23 protein-coding genes are annotated in these 24,949 nt (G+C 71.6%); 4 read left to right on the forward strand and 19 right to left on the reverse strand.

Annotated elements, in window-relative coordinates; genetic code table 11:
• Nucleotides 1-42: 42 nt before the first annotated feature.
• From ACFY04_RS27780 to proS, 12 genes are all read right to left on the reverse strand, one after another.
• Complete coding sequence (locus ACFY04_RS27780) at nt 43-549, reverse strand: NUDIX hydrolase (protein WP_389120672.1); 507 nt, start codon at nt 547-549, stop codon at nt 43-45.
• Nucleotides 539-1,321, reverse strand: a complete 783-nt coding sequence (gene lepB, locus ACFY04_RS27785) for a signal peptidase I (RefSeq protein WP_389120674.1) — start codon at nt 1,319-1,321, stop codon at nt 539-541. Before lepB (ACFY04_RS27785) ends, ACFY04_RS27780 begins: the two co-directional genes overlap by 11 nt.
• 43 nt (nt 1,322-1,364) lie before the next feature.
• Nucleotides 1,365-2,264 carry a signal peptidase I gene (gene lepB, locus ACFY04_RS27790; protein WP_389120676.1) on the reverse strand — a complete coding sequence of 300 codons (900 nt, stop codon included), beginning with the start codon at nt 2,262-2,264 and terminating at the stop codon, nt 1,365-1,367.
• A 112-nt stretch (nt 2,265-2,376) separates the two neighbouring features.
• Nucleotides 2,377-3,192 carry a signal peptidase I gene (gene lepB, locus ACFY04_RS27795; protein ID WP_389120678.1) on the reverse strand — a complete coding sequence of 272 codons (816 nt, stop codon included), beginning with the start codon at nt 3,190-3,192 and terminating at the stop codon, nt 2,377-2,379.
• A gap of 67 nt (nt 3,193-3,259) precedes the next feature.
• Complete coding sequence (gene lepB / locus ACFY04_RS27800; RefSeq protein WP_389120680.1) at nt 3,260-3,997, reverse strand: signal peptidase I; 738 nt, start codon at nt 3,995-3,997, stop codon at nt 3,260-3,262.
• A 44-nt stretch (nt 3,998-4,041) separates the two neighbouring features.
• Nucleotides 4,042-4,392, reverse strand: a complete 351-nt coding sequence (gene rplS, locus ACFY04_RS27805) for a 50S ribosomal protein L19 (protein ID WP_301366251.1) — start codon at nt 4,390-4,392, stop codon at nt 4,042-4,044.
• Nucleotides 4,393-4,525: 133 nt separating this feature from the next.
• Nucleotides 4,526-5,347, reverse strand: coding sequence for a tRNA (guanosine(37)-N1)-methyltransferase TrmD (gene trmD, locus ACFY04_RS27810; RefSeq protein ID WP_150259726.1), 822 nt, complete (start codon nt 5,345-5,347; stop codon nt 4,526-4,528).
• Complete coding sequence (gene rimM, locus ACFY04_RS27815; RefSeq protein WP_389120684.1) at nt 5,347-5,916, reverse strand: ribosome maturation factor RimM; 570 nt, start codon at nt 5,914-5,916, stop codon at nt 5,347-5,349. Before rimM ends, trmD begins: the two co-directional genes overlap by 1 nt.
• 125 nt (nt 5,917-6,041) lie before the next feature.
• Nucleotides 6,042-6,281 (reverse strand): RNA-binding protein, encoded by a 240-nt coding sequence (locus tag ACFY04_RS27820; RefSeq protein WP_030011889.1) that lies wholly within the window; start codon nt 6,279-6,281, stop codon nt 6,042-6,044.
• 2 nt (nt 6,282-6,283) lie between these two features.
• The gene (gene rpsP / locus ACFY04_RS27825; RefSeq protein ID WP_030011890.1) at nt 6,284-6,724 is read right to left on the reverse strand and encodes a 30S ribosomal protein S16; all 441 of its coding nucleotides are present in this window, start codon (nt 6,722-6,724) and stop codon (nt 6,284-6,286) included.
• A 307-nt stretch (nt 6,725-7,031) separates the two neighbouring features.
• Nucleotides 7,032-7,628 (reverse strand): hypothetical protein, encoded by a 597-nt coding sequence (locus ACFY04_RS27830; protein ID WP_030012572.1) that lies wholly within the window; start codon nt 7,626-7,628, stop codon nt 7,032-7,034.
• Between the two features lie 226 nt (nt 7,629-7,854).
• Nucleotides 7,855-9,267 carry a proline--tRNA ligase gene (gene proS, locus ACFY04_RS27835; protein ID WP_389120686.1) on the reverse strand — a complete coding sequence of 471 codons (1,413 nt, stop codon included), beginning with the start codon at nt 9,265-9,267 and terminating at the stop codon, nt 7,855-7,857.
• 131 nt (nt 9,268-9,398) lie between these two features.
• Between proS and ACFY04_RS27840 the strand changes: the two genes are divergently transcribed.
• Complete coding sequence (locus ACFY04_RS27840) at nt 9,399-10,085, forward strand: methyltransferase type 11 (RefSeq protein ID WP_389120689.1); 687 nt, start codon at nt 9,399-9,401, stop codon at nt 10,083-10,085.
• Between the two features lie 10 nt (nt 10,086-10,095).
• On the opposite strand, the gene ftsH is transcribed toward ACFY04_RS27840, so the two are convergent.
• From ftsH to ACFY04_RS27870, 6 genes are all read right to left on the reverse strand, one after another.
• A complete protein-coding gene (gene ftsH, locus ACFY04_RS27845) occupies nt 10,096-12,072 on the reverse strand; it encodes an ATP-dependent zinc metalloprotease FtsH (protein ID WP_389120691.1) in 1,977 nt (658 codons plus the stop codon).
• A 93-nt stretch (nt 12,073-12,165) separates the two neighbouring features.
• Nucleotides 12,166-13,737, reverse strand: a complete 1,572-nt coding sequence (gene ffh, locus ACFY04_RS27850) for a signal recognition particle protein (RefSeq protein ID WP_389120693.1) — start codon at nt 13,735-13,737, stop codon at nt 12,166-12,168.
• Between the two features lie 241 nt (nt 13,738-13,978).
• Nucleotides 13,979-16,405, reverse strand: a complete 2,427-nt coding sequence (locus tag ACFY04_RS27855) for a [protein-PII] uridylyltransferase (RefSeq protein ID WP_389120695.1) — start codon at nt 16,403-16,405, stop codon at nt 13,979-13,981.
• A gap of 17 nt (nt 16,406-16,422) precedes the next feature.
• A complete protein-coding gene (locus ACFY04_RS27860; protein WP_030009357.1) occupies nt 16,423-16,761 on the reverse strand; it encodes a P-II family nitrogen regulator in 339 nt (112 codons plus the stop codon).
• Nucleotides 16,758-18,101, reverse strand: coding sequence for an ammonium transporter (locus ACFY04_RS27865; RefSeq protein ID WP_389120697.1), 1,344 nt, complete (start codon nt 18,099-18,101; stop codon nt 16,758-16,760). The genes ACFY04_RS27860 and ACFY04_RS27865 overlap by 4 nt, the downstream gene beginning before the upstream one ends.
• Before the next feature lie 312 nt (nt 18,102-18,413).
• A complete protein-coding gene (locus ACFY04_RS27870; protein ID WP_389120699.1) occupies nt 18,414-19,904 on the reverse strand; it encodes a hypothetical protein in 1,491 nt (496 codons plus the stop codon).
• A 420-nt stretch (nt 19,905-20,324) separates the two neighbouring features.
• Here ACFY04_RS27870 and ACFY04_RS27875 point away from each other — a divergent pair, with 420 nt between their 5' ends.
• Nucleotides 20,325-20,996 (forward strand): bifunctional DNA primase/polymerase, encoded by a 672-nt coding sequence (locus ACFY04_RS27875; protein ID WP_389120701.1) that lies wholly within the window; start codon nt 20,325-20,327, stop codon nt 20,994-20,996.
• A gap of 80 nt (nt 20,997-21,076) precedes the next feature.
• Here the strand turns inward: ACFY04_RS27875 and ftsY are convergent, their stop codons facing one another.
• Entirely contained in the window at nt 21,077-22,294 is a 1,218-nt protein-coding gene (gene ftsY / locus ACFY04_RS27880) for a signal recognition particle-docking protein FtsY (protein ID WP_189745525.1), read from the reverse strand.
• A gap of 144 nt (nt 22,295-22,438) precedes the next feature.
• On the opposite strand from ftsY, the gene ACFY04_RS27885 reads away from it, so the two are divergent.
• Nucleotides 22,439-23,893, forward strand: coding sequence for a cytosine permease (locus ACFY04_RS27885; protein WP_389120704.1), 1,455 nt, complete (start codon nt 22,439-22,441; stop codon nt 23,891-23,893).
• A gap of 63 nt (nt 23,894-23,956) precedes the next feature.
• A complete protein-coding gene (locus tag ACFY04_RS27890; protein ID WP_389120707.1) occupies nt 23,957-24,943 on the forward strand; it encodes an LLM class flavin-dependent oxidoreductase in 987 nt (328 codons plus the stop codon).
• Nucleotides 24,944-24,949: the final 6 nt, after the last annotated feature.

The raw sequence follows: 24,949 nt of genomic DNA on the forward strand, positions 1-24,949 counted from the left end.
TCAGCCGTGCGTCCCCCTATTGTGCGCCAGGCCCCTGTGCCCCTAAACGATTTCCGGGGCCAGGACCACCGGCTCACCCGGAGGACCGTCGTCGAGCAGCGTACGGAGCAGCTCGGCGAGTCTGGTCGGGTACACCGTCTCATGGGCCGCGAGAAGTTCCTCGGAGGTCCACCACCTGGCTCCGGTGACGCTGCGCCGCTCCAGCTCGGTGAGGCCGCCCAGCTCGGTCTCGGTCCGCGTGGTCCGGGCGAGGAAGTACCACTCGTCCTGTTCCCAGCGCCGCCCGTCGAAGGGGAAGGAGCAATAGCGGTGCCACAGCACCGGACCCAGCTCCACCTCCTTGATCCCGGTCTCCTCCGCCAGTTCACGCAGTGCGGCCTGCTCGCGGCTCTCGGTCCCTTCCAGTCCGCCGCCGGGGGTGAACCACCAGTCGTCGGAGGGGTCGGCCGGTTCGAAGCCGTGCAGCAGCAGGATCCGGTCGGCCGGGTCCAGCAGGATCACCCGCGACACCTTCCGGCGGCCGTGCCCGGCGGCCGGGTCAGCGGACACCGGCCCGCTCCTGTCGCCGTCCGCGCGCCAGGACCCGTGCGACCGGCCCGTACGCGGCCCCCAGCACCACCAGGGCGGCCCCGGCCAGCACCGCCGCCACCTGGAGGCGCAGCGGACCGGGCCGCGAGATCCCGCCGGGCAGGGCCGCGTACGTGGCCGGCCGGTCCAGCATCGACACGGAGGGCCAGGCCAGGGCGTCGACGCGGGCGCTGACGGCCGATCGGGACACGCTCCCCTGCCCGGTCTCCTGCAGGTGGGCCCGGGAGTCCAGGGAGGCGGCCCGCCGGTCGCCCAGCAGGAAGAGGCTGCCCTCGGGGACCGCCACCTCGAAGGGGGTCCCCGAGGGCGCGGTCTGTCCGGGCGGCATGGCCAGGCCCGAGTCCGGCGCGGTGGTGTCGGCGTACGGCTCGTCCAGCCGGGTGCCGTTGACCGTCAGCTCGCCGGCCGCGCCGCAGCACTTCACGACGTCCCCGCCGATGCCGACGACCCGCTTGACCATGGGGGAATCGCTCCACAGGGAATCGGTGAAGATGACCACGTCCCCGCGGCGCACCTCGGCGCCGTCGATCCGCTGCGCCAGCACCCGGTCCCCGGGCCGCACCGTGGGCATCATCGAGTCGGTGGGGACCGTGTAGGGCCGGTAGACGACCGCCCCCCACACGAAACCGCCCAGAAAGAGCGCAAAGCCGATGGCCACGGCGATTCCCGACAGCACATTGCCGAGACCGCCGCGGCCATCCTTGCCACTGCGTATTGCTTGTGTTCCGCCCATTGCAGCGCCCCCACACTTCGGGATCGTCGACCTGGGCGGCACCCTACCCGTCGGTACGGCCGCTGGTCAGCTTCTGCCTGCGCCACATGACGAGCGGGACGGCTCCCACGAGGCCCAGCGCGGCCGGGCCGAGCCCGACCGGGGCCAGCCCGGCGGCCCCGAGGCCGAGCGCGGCCGCCGCGGCCTGGTTGCCGATGCCCGGCTGGTCGAAGGTGTCCGGGACCGGCAGGGTGGACCAGCGGGTGACCGGCCACGCGACCACCACGGCCCGCCCGACGACCTTGTCCACCGGGACGAAGCCCTTGGTGGAGTCCCGCTGGTGCCAGCGGGAGTCCTCGGAGTTCTGCCGGTGGTCACCCATGACCCAGATCTTGCCCTTGGGCACGGTGATCGGGCCGAACGGGAAGTCGTCGCACGCGGTGTCGCCGGGGTAGATGTACGGCTCGTCCAGCTCCTTGCCGTTGACGACGACCGGTCCCCCCTTCTTGCACTCGACCGTGTCCCCGCCGATCGCGATGACCCGCTTGATCAGGTCCTTCTCGGAGGGGTCCGGCATCAGGCCGATCTTGCTGAGCACCTGCTGGAGGATGTTCGGCTCGGGAGTGGGCTGCCCCGACAGCCAGTCCGCCGGGTCGTGGAAGACGACGACCTCGCCGCGCTCCGGCTCGGAGCCGAACCACGGGGTCAGCTTGTCCACCAGCACCCGGTCCCCCATCTGCAGGGTGTTCTGCATAGAGGCCGACGGGATCGAGAACGCCTGGAGCAGGAACGTCTTGATCAGCAGGGCCAGCAGCAGGGCGATGCCGATGAGGAGCGGGAGCTCCTTCCAGAAGGACCGGTGCGCGTGCTCCTTGGCATCGCCGTCCTCCTCGGTCCCGCGCTCGACGGCGTCGTCCGGCCGCTCCTCGCCTTCGTCGCGTCCGGACCGTGCGCCTACCGCCACGTCCCCCACATCCACTCCTCACTCGCGATTGCCGCCCGCGCCGAATCCGGAACGGGCCCTCCCCTCCCTTAACGAGCGGGAGTTCCCTAAGGCGCGGGAGACCGAGGACACACTATGCGAACGGCGCGTCCCGACGGCGCCGTCGTCGGCCGCGTCCCTGGCGCCGTGCCTGATCGGGGACCATCCGGAAGGTCGCCGGCTGCTCCAGCCGGGTCCAGTGCCCGTAGGGCCAGGCGATCACGACGGCCTCCCCGACCACCCCGCTCTCGGGGATGGTGCCCTGAAAGCCCTCGTCTAGGTGGAACCGGGAATCGGAGGAGTTCGCGCGGTGATCGCCCATCACGAAGAGCCGACCCTCCGGCACCTGCACCTCGAACGTACTGTCCGAAGGAGTGTTGCCCGGGTTCACGTACGGCTCATCGAGGGGCGATCCGTTGACGGTGACCCTGCCCCGGCTGTCACAGCATTTGACGGTGTCCCCACCGACCCCGATGACCCGCTTGATCAGGTCCTGCTCGTCGGCCGACGGCAGCAGGCCGATGAAGGTCAGTCCCTGCTTGATCTGCTTGACCACGATCGGGTCCTTGGGCGGACGGGCCGCCTCGCCCTTGAGCCAGCCTCCGGGGTCCTTGAACACGACGATGTCGCCGCGCTCGATCTCGGAGCCGAACCACGGCGTCAGCTTGTCCACCAGGACCCGGTCACCGATCCGGATCGTCTGCTCCATCGAGCCCGACGGAATGAAGAAGGCCTGCACCAGGAAGGTCTTGAGGAGCAGGGCGATGCACAGTGCCACGACCACCAGCAGCGGCACCTCGCCGGCCCGGCGCGTGCGGCGGCGCCGGCGCACCTTGCGGGCCGTCCGGCGCCGTTCGGCCCGGCCGCCCTCCACCCGGCCGCCCCCCACCAGCGGGGGCGGGGTGGGCACCGGCTCGGGCTCGGGCTCGGGCTCGGGCTCGAAATCCCAGTCCCGTCCGCCTTTCGGTCGTCCGCGGCTACCCATGACCACCACCGATGTCGTCCCAGCGCGAGAGCGGCCAGCCGATCCAGTCGGCCCGCCCGATCACCTTCTCCATCGGCACCATCCCCCCGCCCGGCTCCCCCAGGTGGTCCCGGGAGTCCCGGGACTGGGAACGATGATCGCCCATGACCCAGAGGGTCCCAAGCGGTACGACGATCCGGAAGGGCACCGCCGAGGGCGCGTCGCCGGGATGGAGGTACGGCTCGTCCAGCGGCACGCCGTTGACCGCCACCCGCCCACCGGCGTCGCAGCACACCACGTCGTCGCCGCCGACCCCCACGACCCGCTTCACGAAGTCGGTGTCGGACGGCTCGGCCAGCCCGAGCGCCGAGGCCGCGCCGTGCAGCACGGTGCCGACCGGATTGCCGTCGGGGCGTTCCCGTACGAAGGAACCCGTGCCGTCGAAGACCACCACGTCGCCGCGGCGCGGCTGCTCGCCGAAACGGTACGCCAGCTTGTTGACCAGTACCCGGTCGCCGACCCGGAGCGTCGGCTCCATGGAGCGGCTCGGGATCAGGAAGGGCTGGACCACGAAATTGCTGAACAGCAACAGGAAGACGGTGCAGATCACACCGAGCACTCCGGCGCGGCGCCAGGTGAGGGGTCTCCCCCCGGCCGTCCGCCCGGTCCGGGAGAACGCAAAACGCGGCCTCCCGTCCCCCTCGACGGGGGAAGAGTGGCCGCGCTGCGTGTGAGGTGCTTCGGTGTCCATCGGGGGCGAGCCTATCCGGCCGCCTCCGGACTCCGGGAGTTACCTCAGCGGTCGCGCTTCTCCTTGATCTTCGCGGCCTTGCCGCGGAGCTCACGGAGGTAGTACAGCTTGGCGCGGCGAACGTCACCGCGGGTGACGAGCTCGATCTTCTCGAAGATCGGGGAGTGGACCGGGAAGGTACGCTCCACGCCGACGCTGAAGGAGACCTTGCGCACGGTGAAGGTCTCGGAGACACCGGCGCCCTGGCGGCGGATGACTACGCCCTTGAACTGCTGGATACGGGAGCGGTTGCCCTCGATCACGCGGACGTGCACGTTGATCGTGTCACCCGGGCGGAAGGCCGGGACGTCCGTGCGGAGCGTGGCGGCGTTGACGCCGTCGAGCAGGTGAGACATGTTCTTCGTCTGCTTTCTTCGCATGACGCCACAGGTCGCCAGTGCGGGTTTCCGTAGAGAATTCGGGAGCTGCGGGACCCGGCGGACGACGGTCCCCCTGTGGCAGGGGCGCCCGCGAGCACACAGCAGCCGCCTATTCTTCCACGGCCTGCGCTCTGCGCCAAAATCGGCCGTCGGCGGACGGCTGCCAGCCCAGGACGGAGAGGATCTCCCGGTCCTTCTTGTCGAAGCCGGCGGCCTCGCAGCGCTCGATCAGGTCGGGGCGGTTCTGCGCGGTCCGGCGGAAGGCCTCGTCCCGGCGCCACCGGGCGATCTTCCCGTGGTGCCCGCTGAGCAGCACCTCGGGGATGTCCCGGCCGCGCCACACCGGGGGCTTGGTGTAGACGGGCCCCTCCAGCAGGTTCGCCATCTCGCCCGGCGCGAAGGAGTCGTCGCGGTGCGATTCGGCGTTGCCGAGCACCCCGGGCAGCAGCCGGGCCACGGCCTCGGTGACCACCAGTACGGCGGCCTCGCCGCCCGCCAGGACGTAGTCGCCGATGGAGACCTCGTACACCGGCATGCGCGTGGCGTACTCGTCCATGACCCGGCGGTCGATGCCCTCGTAGCGGGCCGGCGTGAAGATCAGCCAGGGCCGCTCGGAGAGTTCGACGGCCAGTTCCTGGGTGAAGGGGCGGCCGCTGGGGGTGGGGACGACCATGACGGGACCGTGCGCGCCCGCCTCGTAGCCGTCGGCCAGGGCGGAGTCCAGGGCCTCGCCCCACGGCTCGGTCTTCATGACCATGCCGGGACCGCCGCCGTACGGGGTGTCGTCCACCGTGTTGTGCCGGTCGTACGTCCACTCCCGCAGGTCGTGCACGTGTACGTCGAGCTGCCCCCGGGCGCGCGCCTTGCCGACGAGGGAGACGTCCAGCGGCTCCAGGTACTCGGGGAAGATCGTGACGACGTCGAGTCGCATCAGGCGTCGTCCCCGGAATCCGCGGCGTCCTCGTCCCGGGTCGAGACGACGACGGCGTCACGCTCGTCGATCAGCCCGGGCGGCGGGGTGATGACGCAGCGCTGCTCCTCCAGGTCGATCTCGGCGACGATCTCCTCCACGAAGGGGATCATCACCTCGGTGCCGTCCGGCCGCTCGACGATGAAGAGGTCCTGCGAGGGCAGGTGGGAGATCTCGGTGATCCGGCCGATCTCGGTGCCGTCCTCCAGCACCACGTCCAGGTCCATCAGCTGGTGGTCGTAGTACTCGTCGGGCTCCTCCGGCAGCTCCGCCGGGTCCACCTCGGCGATCAGGAGGATGTTGCGCAGCGACTCGGCTCCGGTGCGGTCCTTGACGCCCGCGAAGCGGAGCAGCAGCCGCCCGCTGTGCACGCGGCCCGTCTCGATCGTCAGCGGTCCCGCCGTCGCGGGCTCCGTCTTGAGCACGGCGCCGGGACTCAGTCGCAGCTCCGGCTCGTCGGTGCGCACCTCGACGGTGACCTCACCCTTGATGCCGTGGGCGCGGCCGATCCGCGCGACTACCAACTCCACTGTGCTCTTCCCTTACTGCGGCGTGGTTGCTCACATCAATGGTCGCTCCTGCCCGGGGGCAGAAACGACACGGGCCGGGGCGGGCGACCAACGCCCTCCCCGGCCCGTGCCGGTGAATCAACTGCTCAGCGGACCTGGTCCACGTCGACGAGGTCGACGCGGATCCCCCGGCCGCCGATGGCGCCCACGACGGTACGCAGTGCACGTGCGGTGCGGCCGTTGCGGCCGATCACCTTGCCGAGGTCGTCGGGGTGAACCCGGACCTCGAGCACCTGCCCGCGGCGCAGGTTGCGCGAGGCGACCTGCACTTCGTCGGGGTTGTCCACAATGCCCTTTACGAGGTGCTCAAGAGCCTCCTCGAGCATGCTCAGGCCTCGGTCGACTCGGCGGCGGCCTCAGCCTCGTCCGCCTTCTTGTCGGCCTTCTTCGCCTTCTGCGTGATGGCCTCGCCCTTGCCCTCGCCGATGCCCTCGAGGGCCTTGGCGAACTCGTCGAAGGAGCGACGCTTGCTCTCCTTCGTCGCCGGCTGCAGGAGCGGCGCGGGGGCGGGGAGACCCTTGTGGGCCTGCCAGTCACCGGTCAGCTTCAGGATGGCGAGCACAGCCTCGGTGGGCTGGGCGCCGACGGACAGCCAGTACTGCGCACGCTCGGCGTTGACCTCGATGCGCGACGGGTTGTAGGTCGGGTGGTAGATACCGATCTCCTCGATCGCGCGACCATCCCGGCGGGTGCGGGCGTCGGCGACGACGATGCGGTAGTGCGGCTGGCGAATCTTGCCGAGGCGCTTGAGCTTGATCTTGACTGCCACTGGAGTGGTGTCTCCTGAACTTGACGTGGTTGGGCACATGAGATGCCACGTGGGGTTGCGGTACTCGGGTGCCCGATGGACGCGTCAGCCGGAGGAGAGAGGGGTCCTATGCGACTGTCGAGTACAGCTAGCCATTGTGCCATACGCCTGCGGCGCGCTCAGCCGGGCGGGCAGGACCGGTGCCCGCCGGCGGTACGGCGGTACGGGTCACCCGTGCGTGCGCCGTCGGCGGCCGCCCCGGTGGGGGCGATGGCCCGGCGCCCGGTTCGCCGTGGGGCGGTGGCCCCGGCGGCGACGGGAAAGGCGGTCAGGAGGCCGCCGCGATGGCCACGTCGGGGATGCGGAAGGGCTTCATGCAGCCACCGCACACGATCGGCGCCTGGGCCAGCACGGAGGGGACCACCCGGACGTTGCGCCCGCAGTCGCAGACGGCCTTGACGCGCACGCCGCCGCCGGAGGAACCGTGCCGGGCGGCAGGTCCCCGGAAGCTGCGCTTGGTGTCGGCCGCGGTGGCGGCCGTGTGTGCCTTCAGCGCGCGCTGCAGGCGCTCGATGGTGGGACGGTAGCGGCGCTTCGCCTCCGGATTGAGCGTGACCAGGGAGAAGCCGCTGCTCGCGTGCGGCTCCTCGGAGTGGTCCAGCCCCATCTCCTCGGCGATCGCGAGGAATCTGCGGTTGTGGTAGCGGCCGGCGCGCGAGGTGTCGCGGACACCCCGGGCGGCGGCGATGCCGTGGACTGCCTCGTGCAGCAGTCGCTCGAAGGAGAGCTCGGCGCCGCAGGCGGACGAGGACTCTCCGATCAGGGACTCGGGCGCGGCAAGGTCAGGCAGCTCGGGGTGGTACCGCTGAATATCGGCCCACGCCTGCGCCAGCTCTGCGGCGAGAACAGGTGGTGTCGTGCTCACGTCGTGACAACGAGCCGAGGTGCCCGGGTGTTCCGATTCCGGGCCATTCCAAATTTTTTGCACGTACCAGTCAGTTCAGTCTCATGCGTCCTGACGAGGACGGGTGCGCCGATCTCAGGAGGAGTCGGTACGTAACGTCGACCAAGTCGTCCCGGTCGACCGACATGAACCGGCCCCGGCGCGCGGCACGAGCCGCACGCCGGGGCACAAGAGCCGGTGGGCCCGGTCAGTACGAGCGCGCGACGATCGCGAGCGTACCGGGGGCGTCGTCCGCCTCCGGGACCGACCCGTCCTCGGCGATCAGGCAGCGGACGGAGACGGCCTGCTCGGCCAGCTTCGCCTCGCCCTCCGGACCGAGGTCCGCCCACGGGATCCGCGCCCAGCCACCGGCGACGGCGGCCTCGGCGGCCTCCTCGATGGTCGCGACGTCGGACGTACGGGCCAGACGGCGCTCGCGGGACTCGCGCAGCAGCTGCGCCTGGTCCTCGTCCAGCACCTTGGGCAGCAGGTCGGCGAGGGCGTCGATCTGCACGGGGGTCTTCCCGCCCGGAATCCGGCGGGCCAGCATGGCGGTGCCGGCCTCCAGGTCGCGGGGGCCGATCTCGATGCGGACCGGTACGCCCTTGAGCTCCCAGTCCACGGCGCGGCGGCCGAAGGGGGTGTCGACGCGGTCGTCCACGTGCACGCGGATGCCCGCGGCCTTGAGCTGGGCGCCCAGCTCGCGGACCTTGGTGACGGCCTCCTCGCCCTTGATCGCCATGACGACGACCTGGACGTGCGCGAGGCGCGGCGGGACCCGCAGGCCGTTGTCGTCGCCGTGGGACATGATCAGGCCGCCGACCATGCGGGTCGAGACGCCCCACGAGGTCTGCCAGACAAGCTCCTGCTTGCCTTCCTTCGACAGGTACTGGGTGTTGAAGGCCTTGGCGAAGTTGGTGCCGAGCTCGTGGCTCGTGCCCAGCTGCAGGGCCTTGCCGTCGCCCATCATGCCCTCGAGGGTGAGGGTGTTGATGGCGCCGGCGAAGCGCTCCTTGGCGGTCTTGCGGCCGAGCACGACGTCGATGCCGAGCACGTTCGTCATGAAGTCGCCGTAGACGTCCGTGTGGATGCGGGCCGCGTAGTCGCGGGCCTCCTCGTAGGTGGCGTGGGCGGTGTGGCCCTCCTGCCAGAGGAACTCGCTCGTACGGAGGAATACGCGCGGGCGCATCTCCCAGCGGACCACGTTGGCCCACTGGTTGATCAGCAGCGGCAGGTCGCGGTAGCTCTGGACCCACTTGGAGAAGTAGTCGTTGATGATCGTCTCGGACGTGGGCCGGACGACGACCGGCTCTTCCAGCTCCTTGCCGCCGCCGTGCGTGACGACCGCGAGCTCGGGGGCGAAGCCCTCGACGTGCTCGGCTTCCTTCGTCAGGTACGACTGCGGGATGAACAGAGGGAAGTACGCGTTCTGGGCGCCCGCGTCCTTGATGCGCGCGTCCATCTCCTGCTGCATCCGCTCCCACAGGCCGTAGCCGTACGGTCGGATGACCATGGTGCCTCGGACCGGACCGTTGTCGGCCAGCTCGGCCTTGTTGATCAGATCCTGGTACCAGCGGGGGAAATCCTCCGCCTGCGGGGTGAGAACGGGTGCCTTTGCCATGCCGCGAATCGTACGGCGCCCGGCACACGATGCGTGAATCGGGTGCCGCACTCCTCTGGACGCGGGGGCGAATGGGGAGTTCTCTGGCAACGGGGGCAAGGGGGCGAGACGGAATCAGGAGCGCTCTTTCGATGACACCGACGCCGACGGCGACGCTCGTCGCCCGGGACTGGGCGGAGATCCAGGAACGGATGCTTGTACCGCTGTACGAGGCGGTCTACGACCGGCTGGAGGTCGGGCCGGGCGACCGGCTGCTCGGCCTCGACTGCGGAGCCGGGCTGCCGCTGCTGCTGGCGGCCGGGCGGGGAGCCGTGGCCACGGGCGTGGAGGCGGATCCGGCCCGGCGGGCGCTGGCCCGTGAGCGGCTGCTGGAGGTCCTGGCGGCCCCGCCGGAACCGCCGCCCCCGCCCCGCCCGTACGACGCCCTGCTCGCCTTCTCCCCGGCACCCGCGGCCCTGGCTGCGGCCCTGCCCGCGGTCCGCCGGGGCGGGGCGGTGGTGCTGGCCGGCTGGGGGCCCGCGGAGCGCTGCACGGTGCCCTCGGTCCTCGGCGGCGGGCCCGCGCCGCAGGATCTGGACGGGCTGGTGGAGCGGGCCGGGCTCCGGCCGGACGGTTCCGGGCGGGTGTTCTGCCCGTTCGGGTACGCGGACGTGGACAGCGCGGTACGCGGACTGCTGTCGACCGGGCTCTACGACGGCACGGCGGATTCCGTGCTGGCGGAGAAGGAGCTGGCCGAGGCGCTTCACCCGTTCGAGCGATCCGACGGGGCCGTGTGGCTGCCGAACATCTTCCGGTACGTGATCGCCCGGGTGGACTGACGGCCGCTCCTCAGTCGGTCCCGTGCCCCTTCGTCAGCCGCGCGATGCCCGCGGCGGCGTAGGCGGCCGTCTCGTCCAGGGTCTCGTTGGCGAGGAGGGCCTCCGCCAGGGCGTCCAGCTGCCCGCGGTGATCGCGCAGCAGGCGGCAGGCCTCCAGGTAGCACTCGTCCACGATGCGCCGCATCTCGTGGTCGACCGCGTCGAGGGTGGCGGGGGCGGCGGAGAGTCCGTACGGGCCCTGCCCGTCGGAGGGGACCGCGGTGAGGCGGCCGATCCGCTCGCTCATGCCCCAGCGGCCGACCATGCCGCGGACGATGTTGGTCACCTGCTCCAGGTCGTTCTCGGCACCGGTGGTGATGACGTCGTAGACGACGTGCTCGGCCGCCATGCCGCCGAGCGCGCCGATGATGCGGCCGCGCAGGTACGGCTCGGTGTAGGCGTACCGGTCCGCGTCCGGGGTGGAGAGGGTGACACCCAGCGCGCGGCCGCGGGGCACGATCGTGATCTTGCGGATGGGGTCGGCGCCCGGCTGGAGCATGCCCAGCAGGGCGTGGCCGCTCTCGTGGTAGGCGGTGCGCCGGCGCTCCTCCTCCGGCATGACCAGCGGTCTCTCGGCGCCGAGCTGGACCTTCTCCAGGGCGTCCGACAGGTCCGCCCCGGTCACCTGCGTCTGCTGGCGTTTGACGGCCAGCAGCGCGGCCTCGTTCGCCAGGTTCGCCAGGTCCGCTCCGGTCATGCCGGGGGTGGTACGGGCCACGTGTGCCAGGTCGACCCCCTCGGCGAGCGGGATGTCCCGGGTGTGGATGCGCAGGATGGCCTCGCGGCCGGCCCGGTCGGGCGGGGAGACGACCACCATGCGGTCGAAGCGGCCGGGGCGGGTGAGGGCGGGGTCCAGCACGTCGGCACGGTTGGTGGCCGCGAGGACGATCACGCCCTCCGAGCCGGAGAAGCCGTCCATCTCGGTGAGGATCTGGTTGAGGGTCTGTTCGCGTTCGTCGTGGCCGCCCATGGCACTGCCGCCGCCGCGGGCCCGTCCGATGGTGTCGATCTCGTCGATGAAGATGATGGCGGGGGCCACCTTGCGCGCCTCGGTGAACAGTTCGCGCACCCGGGAGGCGCCGACCCCGACGATCATCTCGATGAACTCGGAGGCGGAGGCGGAGAAGAAGGGCACCCCGGCCTCACCCGCGACCGCCCGCGCCAGCAGGGTCTTGCCGGTGCCGGGCGGGCCGGAGAGGAGGACTCCGCCGGGCATCCGGGCGCCCATCTTCCGGTACTCCTCCGGGTTCTTGAGGAAGTCGACGACGTCGTTGAGCTCCCCCTCGACCTCGTCGATCCCTGCCACGTCCTCGAAGGTGGTGCGGCGGGAGCCCGTCTCCAGCTCGACCGGCTTGGGCGGCGCCTTGCGGCCCAGCGCGCCCATGCCGCCCATTCCCGAGCCCATCCGACGGGCGATGACCACCCACAGGAGGACCAGCAGCAGCATGGGGGCGAGGGAGATCAGCAGGTTGGCGAGGAAGCTGCGCTGGACGACGACGGGGGAGGCCGTCACGGTCACGTTCTGCTTGGTGAGGTCGGCCCACAGCGCGTCGTCGGCGAAGGCCGGGCGCTGGGTGACGAATTTGGTGTAGTCGCCCTTGTCGCCGTCGGGCAGCGGCTGCCCGGCCTTCAGCTCACCCTGGATGGCGTCGCCCTTGGAGTAGATCTTCGAGACGTTGCCGGCGGCGACCTGCTTGCTGAACTCGGTGTACGAGATCGTCGGCTCGTCCCCCTCGTTGAAGAAGGACAGCACCAGGTTGGCCACCAGATAGACGATCAGGGCCGCGAGGATCAGCCCCCGCCAGCCGCCCGGCAGCCCCTTCTTCTTCGGCGGAGGACTGGGCGGGGCACCTTCCGAGCGCCAGGGGGTGTCGGCCCTGTCGCGGGGAGGTACGGGGGTGGGGCTGGGCACGGGGCGCCTCCTTCTGCCATCCTCCCGGCCGACCATAAGGGATAAATCAGGCCATCGCCCCAGCAGAGAACAGCAGAGCCCCGACCGTGCGAACACGGCCGGGGCCCTCCTCACCCACCTGCGCGGGTGTTACTTCATGAACTTCTTGAACTCGTCCGGAAGGTCGAAGTCCTCGCCGCCCTGACCGCCCGCCGGAAGGCCGAAGGGGTTGCCGGCGGCCGCGGGCTCGATCGCCTGCGGACCCTGCTCCCGGCGGGCCGCGGCTGCGGCCTCCTCTTCCTTGCGCTTCATCGGGTTGCCGCTCTTGCGCTTGCCCTTGGCCTGCTTGACCTGCTTCTTCTGCCGGCCGGGGCCACCGCCCATCCCGGGCATGCCCGGCATACCCGGCATGCCGCCGCCCTGGGCCATGCGGGACATCATCTTGCGGGCGTCGAAGAACCGCTCGACCAGCGACTTCACCGCGCTGACCTCGGCACCGGAACCCTTGGCGATCCGGGCACGGCGCGAGCCGTTGATGATCGTCGGGTCCTGGCGCTCGCCCGGGGTCATCGACTTGATGATCGCGGCCATGCGGTCGACGTCACGCTCGTCGATGTTGTTGATCTGGTCCTTGATCTGCCCCATGCCGGGCAGCATGCCGAGCAGCTTGGAGATGGAGCCCATCTTGCGGACCTGCTCCATCTGGGCCAGGAAGTCGTCGAGCGTGAACTCCTTGGGACCCTTGGCGAGCTTGGCCGCCATCTTCTCGGCCTCGGCCTGCGAGAAGGTCTTCTCGGCCTGCTCGATGAGGGTGAGCATGTCACCCATGTCGAGGATCCGGCCCGCCATGCGGTCGGGGTGGAACGCGTCGAACTCGTCGAGCTTCTCGCCGTTCGAGGCGAACATGATCTGCTTGCCGGTGACGTGCGCGATGGAGAGCGCGGCACCGCCTCGGGCGTCACCGTCGAGCTTGGAGAGCACGACGCCGTCGAAGCCGACGCCGTCACGGAAGGCCTCGGCGGTGTTGACCGCGTCCTGGCCGATCATGGCGTCGACGACGAAGAGGATCTCGTCGGGGCTGACGGCGTCGCGGATGTCCGCGGCCTGCTGCATCAGCTCGGAGTCGATGCCGAGGCGGCCGGCGGTGTCGACGATGACGATGTCGTACTGCTTGGTCCGCGCGTACTCGACGGAGTCCTTCGCGACCTGGACCGGGTCGCCGACGCCGTTGCCGGGCTGGGGCGCGTACACGGCCACACCGGCGCGCTCGGCGACGACGCTCAGCTGGTTGACGGCGTTGGGGCGCTGGAGGTCGCACGCGACCAGCAGCGGGGCGTGGCCCTGCCCCTTCAGCCAGAGGCCGAGCTTTCCGGCGAGGGTGGTCTTACCCGCACCCTGGAGACCGGCCAGCATGATCACGGTGGGGGCGGTCTTGGCGAAGCGCAGCCGCCGGGTCTCGCCGCCGAGGATGGTGACGAGCTCGTCGTTGACGATCTTCAGGACCTGCTGGCCCGGGTTCAGGGCCTTGCTGACCTCTTCACCGCGCGCGCGTTCCTTGACGTTCGCGATGAAGGAGCGGACGACCGGGAGGGCGACGTCGGCCTCGAGGAGCGCGATACGGATTTCCCGGGCCGCTGCGTCGATGTCAGCCTCGGACAGCCGGCCTTTGCCGCGCAGGCCCTTGAAGGTATTCGCCAAGCGGTCGGAGAGCGTATCGAACACGGTGGTCGCGATTCCTCGGGTCGGGGGCGTTGTGGTCGTCCCCCAGGGTATCCGGCCCGGCCGCACATCCGGCCCTGCGGTCGGCTTTCCCCGGTACTCCGCCCCGGCCCCGCCCCTCAAACGCCGGGGAGGCTGAATTTTGCCCGCCCCGGTGGTCACGTGCGGCTTCAAGATCGGGGCTCCGCCCCGGGGAACGGTGGAAGGGCGGGTAGGGGGCCGCTCAGCGCAGCGGCCGCCCGGGCTACGTCAGGGCCGACGCCACCAGGCCGGCGAGGGCGGTCGCGTTCGCGGGGTCCAGGGGCTTGCCCTCGGGGGTGGTGACGTACAGCGTGTCCACGGCGTTCGCGCCCAGCGTGGAGACGTGGGCGCTGCGCACCCTGACGCCCGCCGATTCCAGGGCCCGCCCGATCCGGTGCAGCAGACCCACGGCGTCCGGCGCGCGCACCTCCAGGACCGTGGCCAGGGAGGACACGTCCGGGACCACCGTGACCCGGGGCGGCGGCGGGACCACCCCGCGCCGGCGCGGATAGGCCGCCTCGCGGTCGGCCAGCTTGGCCGGGACGTCCAGCGAGCCGTCCAGGGCGCGGACCAGGTCGGTACGGAGCCGGGCGCCCTGCGGCAGCGCGCCGTACTCCGCCGCCACCCGCCAGCGCAGCACCAGGACCTCGCCCAGCCGGTCCGGGAGCTCCATGGAGCGCAGGTCGGCCGCCCGTACGGTGAGCCGGTGCAGGGCCAGGACCCCGGCCACCGCCGGGAGGACCCCCGGCTGGTCGGGGACGGCGACGACGAGGTCCACGCCGACCGCGTCTTCCTCCTGCCGGGCCTGGAGCGCCAGGACCGGCTCCCCGGTGCGCAGGGCCTCCATCGCCAGGCGTTCCTGTTCCGTGGTCGGGATCTCCGGTTCGCCGGCCACCGGGGCCGTGCCGCGCAGTACGGCGGCGACCCGCGCGACGAGGTCCGCCACGAGCGATCCCCGCCATGCGCTCCACGCCGCCGGCCCGGTGGCCAGGGCGTCCGCCTCGGTCAGGGCGTGCAGTATCTCCAGCGTGCCCACCGAGCCCACGGCTTCGGCGACCGCGCGGACCGTGGCCGGGTCGTCGAGGTCGCGCCGGGTGGCGGTGTCGATCAGCAGCAGGTGGTGCCGTACGAGCGCCCCGAGCACGGCGACGTCGTGCGGGTCGAAGCCGACGCGGGCGGCGACGTCACGGGCGATGGTCTCGCCGGCCACCGAGTGGTCCCCCGGCCAGCCCTTGCCGATGTCGTGCAGGAGCGCGGCCATCAGCAGCAGGTCGGGGCGGCCGACCCGGCGGGTGAGGGCGGAGGCCCGCACCGCCGTCTCGATCAGGTGCCGGTCGACCGTCCAGGTGTGGACGGGATTGCGCTGGGGGCGGCAGCGCACCCGCTCCCAGTCCGGGAGCAGCCGGGTGATCATGCCCTCGGCCTCCAGGGCCTCCCACACGGCCACCGTCGGCTCCCCCGCCCCGAGCAGGGTCAGCAGTTGCTCGCGGGCCTCGGCCGGCCAGGGCACCGGGAGCGGTTTCCCCTGCGCCGCGAGTCTGCGTACGGCGTGCAGGGAGACGGGCAGACCAGCCTGTGCGGCGGCCGCGGCGAACCGCAGGGCGAGGACGGGATCGCGGTCGGGGCGCGCGGCCAGGGCCAGTACGGCCTCGCCGTCGGACTCCACCACGCCTTCGGCCAGGGGTGCCCGCGCGGCGGCCCGGTCGCCGCGGGTGCCCAGCAGTCCGCGCAGCCTGGGCCGGGCGGCGCGGGCCCGTAGGACGCGGCCCACCTCCCGCCAGGTCACGTCGCCGGCGTAGGCGACGACGCGGGCGGCCTCGTACACCTCGCGCAGCAGCGCGTCCGCGTCGAGGAGTCCGAGCTGGGCCGCGACCTGGTCCTGTTCCTGGAGGGAGAGCCGGTCGGTGGCCCGGCCGGTGACCAGGTGCAGGGCGTCGCGGGCGTCCAGGAGCCGCCGCCGGGCCTCGGCGAGGCCCTCGCGCGGGGCGTCGGCCAGCCAGGACGCGGCGACGGCCCGCAGTGCGGTGGCGTCGCGGAGGCCGCCGCGGGCCTCCTTGAGGTCGGGTTCGAGCAGGAAGCGCAGTTCCCCGGCCCGGTCGGCCCGCTCGCGGCACAGGGAGTGCAGCTCCGGGAGCCTTTTGGCCGCCTGATTGCGCCAGTCGGCCAGTACGGAGGTCCGCAGGCCGGCGAGGAGTCCGGCGTCACCGGCGACGGTGCGGGCGTCCAGCAGGCCGAGGTGCACCTTGAGGTCCTCGGCGGCGGTCCGGCGGGCCTCACCGGGGGTCCGTACCGAGTGGTCGAGGGCGAGGCCGAGGTCCCACACCGGGTACCAGAGGCGGTCGGCCAGCGCGCCCAGCGCCCGCGGCTCGGCCTTGCCGTCGTGCAGCAGCACCAGGTCGAGGTCGCTGCGCGGGGAGAGTTCGGCGCGCCCGTAGCCGCCGACGGCCACCAGCGTGGCACCGCGGACGCCCGTCTCCCGTACGGCGGTCGTGAACAGGGCGTTCAGCCATTCGTCGGTCAGCCCGGCCAGGGCGGAACGGCGCGAAGGCCCGGACTGCGACTCCTCCTGGAGGAGTCGCAGCCGGGCCGCGGCGTATCCGCTGGGTCCCGAGCCGGCCGTGTGGTCCGTGTTCTCTTCGACGCTCGTCACCCGGGAGCTCCTGTCACCTAGAGCGCGTCAGCGCCGCGCTCGCCGGTGCGGACCCGTACGACCGAGTCCACGGGGACGCTCCACACCTTGCCGTCACCGATCTTTCCGGTGGCCGCCGCGCTCACGATCACCCGGATCAGTTCCTCGGCGTCGGAGTCGTCGACCAGGACCTCGATGCGGATCTTGGGGACGAGGTCGACCTGGTACTCGGCACCGCGGTAGACCTCGGTGTGGCCGCGTTGGCGGCCGTAGCCGCTGGCCTCGGTGACCGTGAGTCCCTGCACTCCGAAGGCCTGGAGGGCTTCCTTGATCTCGTCCAGCTTGTGCGGCTTGACGATCGCGGTGATCAGCTTCATGCGTCAACCTTCTTGCTCGCGGCGGAGGGGGTGGGTGCGGCGGTGCTCCGCGAGGCGGCTCCGCCGCCGGCTCCGCTGAAGTCGTAGGCCGTCTCGGCGTGCTCGACCTGGTCGATACCGGCGACCTCGTCGTCCTCGGACACCCGCATCCCGATCGTCTTGTCGAGGAGGAGGGCGAGGAGCGCCGATGCCACCAGAGAGTAGGCGAGGACGGCGAAGACGCCGATGGCCTGCTTGCCGAGCTGTTCCAGACCGCCGCCGTAGAAGAGGCCGGCCACGTCGGACTGGACCCCGCCGGTGGCGAAGAGGCCGACGAGCAGGGAGCCGACCACACCGCCGACGAGGTGGACGCCGATCACGTCGAGGGAGTCGTCGTAGCCGAACTTGTACTTGAGGCCGACGGCCATGGCGCAGAGCACACCGGCGATGGCGCCGACGGCGATCGCGCCGAGCGGGCTGACCGCTCCGCCCGAGGGGGTGATGGCGACGAGGCCGGCGACCGCGCCGGAGGCGGCGCCCAGGGTGGTGAAGGAGCCGTGGCGCAGCTTCTCGTAGCCGAGCCAGGCGAGCATGGCGGCGGCGGTGGCGACCTGGGTGTTGACGAACATGACCGCGCCGACGCCGTCGTCGTTGCCGAGCCAGGAGCCCGCGTTGAAGCCGAACCAGCCGAACCACAGGAGGCCGGCGCCGAGCATCACGAGGGGGAGGCTGTGCGGGCGCATCGGGTCCTTCTTGAAGCCGACGCGCTTGCCGATGACCAGGATCACGCCGAGGGCGGCGGCGCCGGCGTTGATGTGGACGGCGGTGCCGCCCGCGAAGTCGATGACGCCGAGCTCGAAGAGCCAGCCGCCGGCGCCCCAGACCCAGTGGGCGACGGGGAAGTAGACGACGGTGACCCACAGGCCGGTGAACAGGACCCAGGCGCCGAACTTCACGCGGTCGGCCAGCGCACCGCTGATCAGGGCGGGGGTGATCACGGCGAACATCAGCTGGAAGACGGCGAAGACGTAGACCGGGATGGTGTAGCCGTCCCAGAGCTCGGTGATCCCGATGCCGCTGAGGCCGACGTAGTCGGAGTTCCAGCCGATGAGGGAACCGGAGTCGGTGCCGAAGGCGAGGCTGAAGCCGTAGAGGACCCACAGGATCGTGACGATCCCGAGGCTGATGAAGCTCATCATCAGCATGTTGAGGCTGCTCTTGACGCGGACCATGCCTCCGTAGAAGAAGGCGAGTCCCGGGGTCATCAGCATGACCAGGGCGGAGCAGATGAGCATGAACCCGGTGTTCGCGGCAGACAGCGTCGGGGCGTCTGCCGCGAGGGTCGTGATGGCTGATGCCATCGGCGTCTCCTCGTCGTCGGTACGTTCGCGTGCGGGCGATCGTGAAAACCTGAGCGGCGTAAAAGGGGTGTCCGGCCGGGCTGGGGAGGCTGGCCGGTTAATGACCCCGAGATTCGCGCAGGCCGGTTTCCGGCGGCGCCGCTCGGTGTTTCGCGCCCGTGACGAAGAGGGCGGGCGTGTTACGCGTCAATGAACAGGTGGATCACAGAAGCCGGCCGCGGCAGTGACCCGGATGTCCTGGCTGGGGGAGCCTGATCGGGCTTCACGGGGTGACTGCCGCGGCCGGGGCCTTGGGGGCGGCCGCGTGGGCCGTCAGACGGCCTCCGCGGCTTCGGGGAGCCGGGAGGCGAGGTGGTCGGTGAGCCGGACCACCTCGGCGACGTCGCCGTACTCGCGGGCGGCGGTGTCTACGGTCTTGCGCAGGCGGGTGTTCACCCGTTCGGACCGCACCTTTCCCGCCACGTCGAGGGCTCGGTCGACGAGGGCCGCGGCCTGCTCGGGCTCGCGCTGGAGCAGGTGCACGGTGGCCATGCCGATGAGGTTGAGGGCGTAGGAGCGCTGGTGCTCCTCGTCCTTCTCGAAGAGCTCGACGGCCCGTTCCATGACGGGCTCGGCGAGGGAGGCGTACATGGGGCTGCGCCCGGCCACGTAAGCCAGGTCCCGGTACGAGTGGGAGTTCTCGCCGTTCAGCTCGGCCTCGGAGAAGAAGCGGATCCAGTCGGGTTCGGGCTCGCCCGCGAAGCCGACGTCGGAGAAGGTGTCCTCGGCCATCCGCACGGCCCGCTTGCACCGGCTGGGCTGGCCCATGTTGGCGTACGCGCGGGCCTCCATCGCATACAGCATGGCCTGGGTGCGCGGGCCGGCGCAGTCGCGGCTGCCGTACTGCGCGAGGTGGACGAGTTCCAGGGCGTCCTCGGGGCGGCCCAGGTGGATCATCTGGCGGCTCATGCTGGAGAGGATGTACGAGCCGAGCGGCTTGTCCCCGCCTTCCTTGGCGGCGTGCAGCGCGAGCACGAAGTACTTCTGCGCGGTGGGGTGCAGGCCGATGTCGTAGCTCATCCAGCCGGCCAGCTCGGCCAGTTCGGCGGCGACCTTGAAGAGCCGCTTCATGACCGGCGCCGGGTGGTTCTCCTGGAGCAGGTCGGTGACCTCGTGGAGCTGGCCCACGACGGCCTTGCGGCGCAGTCCGCCGCCGCACTGGGCGTCCCACTGGCGGAACATGACGGTGGTGGCGTCGAGGAGGTCGAGTTCCGGTGCGGAGAGCCGGGGCGGGCGGTGGCCGCCGAGGGCCCCCGTCGGCCCCGCCGCGCGCGGTCCCGGGTCGGCGGCCGGGGCCGGGACGAGCCAGCGCTGCATGGGCTCGATCAGGGCGGGGCCGGCGGAGAGGGCGAGCGAGGTCCCGAGGAAGCCGCGGCGCGCCAGCATCAGGTCGCTGCGGGAGAACTCGCCGAGGAGTTCGACGGTCTGCGGACCGGCCCAGGGCAGGTCGACCCCGGAGACGGAGGGGGTCTGGTGGGCGGTGCGCAGGCCGAGCTGCTCGATGGCGACGACGGAGCCGAAGCGCTCGGAGAACAGCTCGGACAGGATGCGCGGGACGGGCTCGCGGGGCTGTTCACCGTCGAGCCAGCGGCGCACCCGGGAGGTGTCCGTGCTGATGTGGTGGGCACCCATCTGGCGCGCCCGGCGGTTGACCTGCCGGGCGAGTTCACCCTTGGACCAACCGCTGCGGACGAACCACGAGGTCAGCTGGTCATTGCGCGCAGCAGCATCCTCGATCGTTCCGCTTGCGCCGTTGCCGCTCACTGGAACGCCCCCATCCGCTCAGCATCTTCCACACGAAACCCTGGCCGGGGCGCCGGGCGCCACCACGGACCTTCACAGGTCCTTCACGTATTGCCTCCGGCATACCCACGGATGGGTCGCCTTCGGTTTCGTGTACCGAAAGTAATCCTACGATCACCCCTGCGGCGAGGTCGATTCCAGAAACGCCACCATTCGCCACCCCTTCGAATGAACTAGCCACCCGCCAGGCGCGATTCACTTGACACCGAGGTGAAAGCGGATCGGTTGGACTGGAGTGCGCTCGGGGCGCGCGCGGCAAGGAGTGCGCCGGGCGGCATCGGAGAACACCCCGCGGCGGGACCGCCGGCAGAGGTCCCGGCGAGGTCGTCGCTCCGGCTTCGTAACCACCGGCACGTCCGACCCGTTGGAGGGGGCATGGGCATGGGCTTCACGATCGGCGGCAGCCGCAGCACCAAGGAGTTCCGCTCCGGCACCCGGCGCCGCGGCGGCCGGACCTCGGAGTGCACGGCGGTGGCGGAGTACACCGGGCTGTGGGGCTGGGACGTGGTCCCCGGCGCCCGCGCCGCGGCGCCCGCCCGCGACTGCCCCTGCGGGGACACGAAGTGCCGCGAACCCGGGGCACATCCCCTGGCCTTCGCCCCCACGGTCCCGGCCGGGGCCACCCTGGACGAGGTCACCGAGGCCTGGAGCGAGTACCCGGGCGCCGCCGTACTGCTCCCCGTGGGCCGCGCCTTCGACGTCATCGAGGTCTCGGAGGAGGCCGGGCGGCACGCGCTGGTGCGGCTGGAGCGGATGGGCCTGCCCCTCGGCCCGGTCATCGTCACCGCCGGCGGCCGGGCGCAGTTCTTCGTGGCCCCGGGGGCGGCGGCCGAACTGCCGCAGCTGCTGTACCGGATGGGCTGGGACGACGCCGACCTCGACCTGCGGGCCCTGGGCCACGGCGCCTTCGTGACGGCCCCGCCCTCCGACCGCGCGGGGCTCGGCCAGGCCGGCTGGCTGCGGCCGCCCGCGCTGGACTCCGCCGGCGGCCCCCCGCAGGCCAGGCTGCTGCTGGGGACCCTCGCGTACATCTGCCACCGCTTCCGCCGGTAGCCGCGGTCCGGACGCGCACATGACGGTGCCCCCGCGTTCCGGCGGAACGCGGGGGCACAGATGTCCGTGCGGGACCGTGGTCAGTCGCCGATCAGGGCGTCCACGAACGCCTCCGGCTCGAAGGGCGCCAGGTCGTCCGGACCCTCACCGAGGCCGATGAGCTTGACCGGTACGCCCAGTTCGCGCTGGACGGCGACGACGATGCCGCCCTTGGCGGTGCCGTCGAGCTTGGTCAGCACGATGCCGGTGATGTCCACGACCTCGGCGAAGACACGGGCCTGGGTCAGGCCGTTCTGCCCGGTGGTGGCGTCCAGGACCAGCAGGATCTCGTCCAGCGGACCGTGCTTCTCCACGACGCGCTTGACCTTGCCGAGCTCGTCCATCAGGCCGGTCTTGGTGTGCAGGCGGCCCGCGGTGTCGATGAGCACCACGTCGGCGCCCTCGGCGATGCCCTCCTTGACCGCGTCGTAGGCGATCGAGGCCGGGTCACCGCCCTCGGGGCCGCGTACCGTACGGGCGCCGACGCGCTCGCCCCAGGTCTGGAGCTGGTCGGCGGCGGCGGCGCGGAAGGTGTCGGCCGCGCCGAGCACCACGCTGCGGCCGTCGGCGACGAGCACCCGGGCCAGCTTGCCGGTGGTGGTGGTCTTGCCGGTGCCGTTGACGCCGACGACCATGATCACGCCGGGGGTGTCCTCGCCGCTCTCCGTCTTCACGACGCGGTCGAAGTCGGTGCCGACCAGGGTCAGCAGCTCCTCCTTGAGCAGGGCGCGCAGGTCCGCCGGGGTCCGGGTGCCGAGCACCTTGACCCGCTCGCGGAGCCGGTCCACGAGCTCCTGGGTCGGCACGACACCGACGTCGGCGACGAGGAGGGTCTCCTCGATCTCCTCCCAGGTGTCCTCGTCGAGGTGCTCCCTGGAGAGCAGCGTGAGCAGCCCCTTGCCGAGGGAGTTCTGCGACCGGGCCAGGCGGGCGCGCAGCCGGACCAGGCGCCCGGCAGTGGGCTCGGGAACCTCGATCTCGGGCGCGGCCGGGGCCGCGGGCACGGGTTCGGCCACCGGCGCCTCGACGGGAGCCTCGGCCTCCGGGAGCCCGACCTCCTCGATCGTGCGGCGCGGCTCTTCCGCCGTCTCTACGGCGTCCTCCCCCACCTGCGGCTCGGCAGGCGGGGCAGTGATGGTCGGCGTGCTCGGCGGTGCCGGCGGCGGCAGCTGCTTCTTCTTGCGGCTGCTGACGACGAGCCCGCTGATCACACCGACCGCGACCAGGGCGATGACTACAGCAAGGATGAGGATGTCCATAACCCCACCAGTATCGGACACGGCCACCCCGGAGCCGGGAACCCGGGCGCGCGGACCAGCACGTAAGCCGCTGTTTGTGGTTTTAGCAGCAAATCCGTGATGATGGACGACTTCCCCTCATACCCTCCCCAACGGAGCAATCGCATGCCTGCCGAGCCCGCCGACGGCACAGCCGAAACCGCGATCGAGACCCGCGGCCTGGAACCCGTCCCGGACAGCGAGCGCGGCGGCCGGGTCCGCGAGCTCGTACCCACCTGGGTCGCCGCCAACATCAGCGTGCTGCTGCTGACCATGGGTGCGGGGCTGGTGATCTTCAACAAGCTCAACATCTGGCAGGTGCTCGTCGTCGCGGTCGCCGCGCCGGTCGTCTCGTACGGGCTCGTCGGCCTGATATCCATCGCGGGCAAGCGCGGCGGCGCCCCGGGCATGGCCCTCTCGCGGGCGGTGTTCGGGCAGCGCGGCAACCTCTTCCCGGGCGCCCTGATCTGGGTGGCCCGGTGGGGCTGGGAGACCATCAACGCGGTCAGCGGCGCCTACGCCGTACTGACCGTGCTCGACCTGCTGTTCGGGGTCCGCAGCAGCACCCCGCTCATCCTCGTCACCCTGCTGTTCTTCGTGGGCTGCACCTTCTTGGTCTCGGGGCTCGGCATCAACGCGCTGCGCGTCTGCTCCACGTGGTCGGCGTACCTCTTCGGCGCCTTCAGCGTGCTCGTCCTCGGGTACCTGGTCTTCACCACCGAGTGGTCCGCCGTCTTCGCCAAGCCCGCCGGCTCCAGCGCGATGATGATCGCGGGCATCGGCACGATCGCGGCCGGCGGGATCAGCTGGGTGCCCTCGGGCCCCGACTTCACCCGCTACCTGCCGCGCACCGCCTCCTCCAAGGCCATGGTCGGCGCGACGGTCGGCGGCGCCGGCGTGGTCGTGCTCCCGATGGTCCTGATGGGCGCGGTCATGGCCGTCGGCACCCCGGACCTGGCCACGGCCCAGGACCCGGTGTCCTTCATCGGTGAGCTGCTCCCGACCTGGATCGCTGTCCCGTACCTGCTCATCGCGCTCATCGGCATGCTGCTGATCAACTCGATGTCCATGTACTCGGCCGGGTTCACCGCGCAGACCCTGGGCATCAAGGTCCCGCGCGCCGCGGCCGTCAGCGTCAACGCGGTCATCAGCCTGGTCTTCGGTTTCCTGCTGATGGTGGTCGCCACCAGCTTCTTCGGCTCGTTCATCTCCTTCCTGACCCTGCTGGCCGTGGCGTTCTCCGCCTGGATCGGCGTCTTCGGCGTGGACATGCTGCGCCGCACGGCCTACGACGGCCCCGCGCTGCTGGACACCACGCGGACCAGCGCCTACTGGTACAAGGGCGGGTTCGCCTGGCAGGCGATGACCGCGTGGGCCCTCGCCCTCGTCGCGGGCCTGCTGTTCACCAAGGTGGACTGGTTCGCCGGACCGCTCGCCTCCACCTGGATCGGGGAGAACGGCCTGGGCTGGGCCGCGGGCATCCTCACCTCGGCCGTGCTGTACGCCGTACTGCCGCGCACGGCGCCGGCGGAGCCGGCCGCGGCCGGGGAGCGCGCGCTCGCCGGATCCCTGTCCAACTGACGCCACGTCAGCTAACGTCCCCCTTCGCCCGCCCACCCACATCCGGCGAAGGGGGACTTCTCCATGCCCATCACCGTGGCCCGGTTCAATCTCGTCGACCCCGACGGCACCCCCGAGTCCCTCTCCGCCCGCTACAAGGCGGCGCTGGAGATGGCCCGGTACGCGGACGACCGCGGGATCGACACCGTCCAGACCGAGGAGCACCACGGCACCGGCAACAACTGGCTGCCCTCCCCCTTCGCCTTCGCGGGCGCGGTCTTCGGCGCGACCCGCCGGATCGCCGTCACCGTCTCGGCGATCATCGGCCCGCTGTACGACCCGCTGAAGGTCGCCGAGGACATCGCCGTCCTCGACCTGCTGAGCGGCGGCCGCCTGGTGACGGTCGCGGGGATCGGCTACCGGCCCGAGGAGTACGAGCAGCACGGCGTGGAGTGGGGCCGGCGCGGCCGGCTCCAGGACGAGCTGCTGGAGACCCTGCTGAAGGCGTGGACCGGCGAGCCCTTCGAGTTCCGCGGCCGCACGGTACGGGTCACCCCGACGCCGTTCACCCGGCCGCACCCCCTGCTGCTGGTCGGCGGCAGCTCCGAGGCCGCGGCCCGCCGGGCCGCCCGGCTGGGGCTGCCCTTCTTCCCCAGCGCGCACCTGCCGGAGCTGGAGGCGTACTACACCGCGCGGCTGGCGGAGTACGGCACGGAGGGCTTCTGCATGATGCCGGCGGCCGAGACCCCGCTGCTGCACATCGCGGAGGACCCGGACCGGGTGTGGGCCGAGCACGGCGAGCGCTTCCTGCACGAGGCGGGCATGTACGCGTCCTGGCAGTCCAAGGACATCCGCAGCGCCGTACGGTCGGTCGCGCGCTCGGTGGCGGAGCTGCGCGCGGAGGGCGTGTACCGGATCCTCACCCCGGACGAGGCGGTCGCGTACGGCCGGGCCGCGGGCGAGGCGGGGAACCTGGTCCTGCACCCGCTGTGCGGCGGGATGCCGCTGGACGAGGGCTGGCGGAGCCTGCACCTGCTCTGCGAACAGGTACTGCCCCGGCTCAAGGACTGAGCCGGG

Source organism: Streptomyces sp. NPDC001549, from assembly GCF_042894025.1.
Lineage (GTDB): Bacteria > Actinomycetota > Actinomycetes > Streptomycetales > Streptomycetaceae > Streptomyces > Streptomyces kutzneri.